General features: G+C 63.7%; 1 protein-coding gene. It reads left to right on the forward strand.

The genetic code is table 11. From position 1 onward, the window contains the following. Positions 1-251: 251 nt before the first annotated feature. Positions 252-1,076: NAD(P)-dependent oxidoreductase (locus EN969_RS35850; protein WP_245467416.1), on the forward strand; the 825-nt coding region annotated here is incomplete at its 3' end.

Raw genomic sequence — 1,076 nt, forward strand, 5'->3', positions numbered from 1 at the left:
CTACTAACTTGGTAGAATTTAGAAAAAACAGTTTTGCGGCTTTTCTCGCCGGGCGCTAAAAGAGCCACAAATCAAGGCCTGCGACAGAAGCTTGAATCCGCTCTATCTGTAAATGAGAAATATTTTTCTCTTGGCCGGGATGCTTTCAGAAAAGCAATTGCATCCCGATAAGGGATGCGCGAGTGCGTTCCTTCTGGTTTCTCGCGCTCGCGCGTAGAACTGCAAGCTCATTGAGGATTCCGCTCGCGTCCATGTCGCACACTGCTCCCAAGCTCAACGCCTTCCCCGTGTTCATGCGGGTTGAGGGCGAAGCTGTGGCCATCGTCGGGGGCGGCGAAGAGGCGCTGGCCAAGGCGCGGCTGATCGGACAGTCGAGCGCGCTCCTGCGGATCGTCGCGGAACACGCCGAGCCCGACCTGCTCGCCTTCGTCGCCCAGGCCGGCGCGACTCATTTTGCCGCGGCTTACGAGGCGTCGCAGCTCGAAGGCGCGGTCATGGTGTTTGCCGCCAGCGGCGACGAGGAACTCGACCGCCGGGTGGCCGCGGATGCGCGCCGCCTAGGCATTCCGGTCAATGCCGTCGATCGGCCTGAGCTTTGCGATTTCTTCACCCCGGCGCTGGTCAACCGCGCGCCGGTGGCCATCGCCATCGGCACCGAGGGTGCAGGCCCGGTGCTTGCCCAAATGTTGCGCGGCCGCATCGACCGCATGCTGTCGCCGTCGCTCGGGCCGCTGGCAATTCTTGCGGCTTCGTTTCGCGGGGCTGCCGAGAAGCTGCTGCCGAGAGGCAATGCCCGCCGCCGCTTCTGGAATGATTTCTTCGCTGGCGCTCCTGCGCGCGCGGCTGAAGCCGGCCAGCTTTCGCAGGCGCATGACGCCGCCGTCGATCTTCTGCTGTCGAACACGCCCGCTTGCGGTCACATCGCGCTGGTTGGCGCCGGTCCGGGCGCCGAGGATCTATTGACCTTGCGAGCCCATCGTCTGCTGATGGAAGCCGATGTCATCGTCCATGACGCCCTTGTGCCCGAGGCGGTCGTTGCCATGGGTCGCCGCGATGCCGATCGCCTGCCGGTCGGA

This window comes from Mesorhizobium sp. M7A.F.Ca.CA.003.01.2.1 (assembly GCF_003998945.1).
In the GTDB taxonomy this organism is placed as follows: domain Bacteria; phylum Pseudomonadota; class Alphaproteobacteria; order Rhizobiales; family Rhizobiaceae; genus Mesorhizobium; species Mesorhizobium ciceri.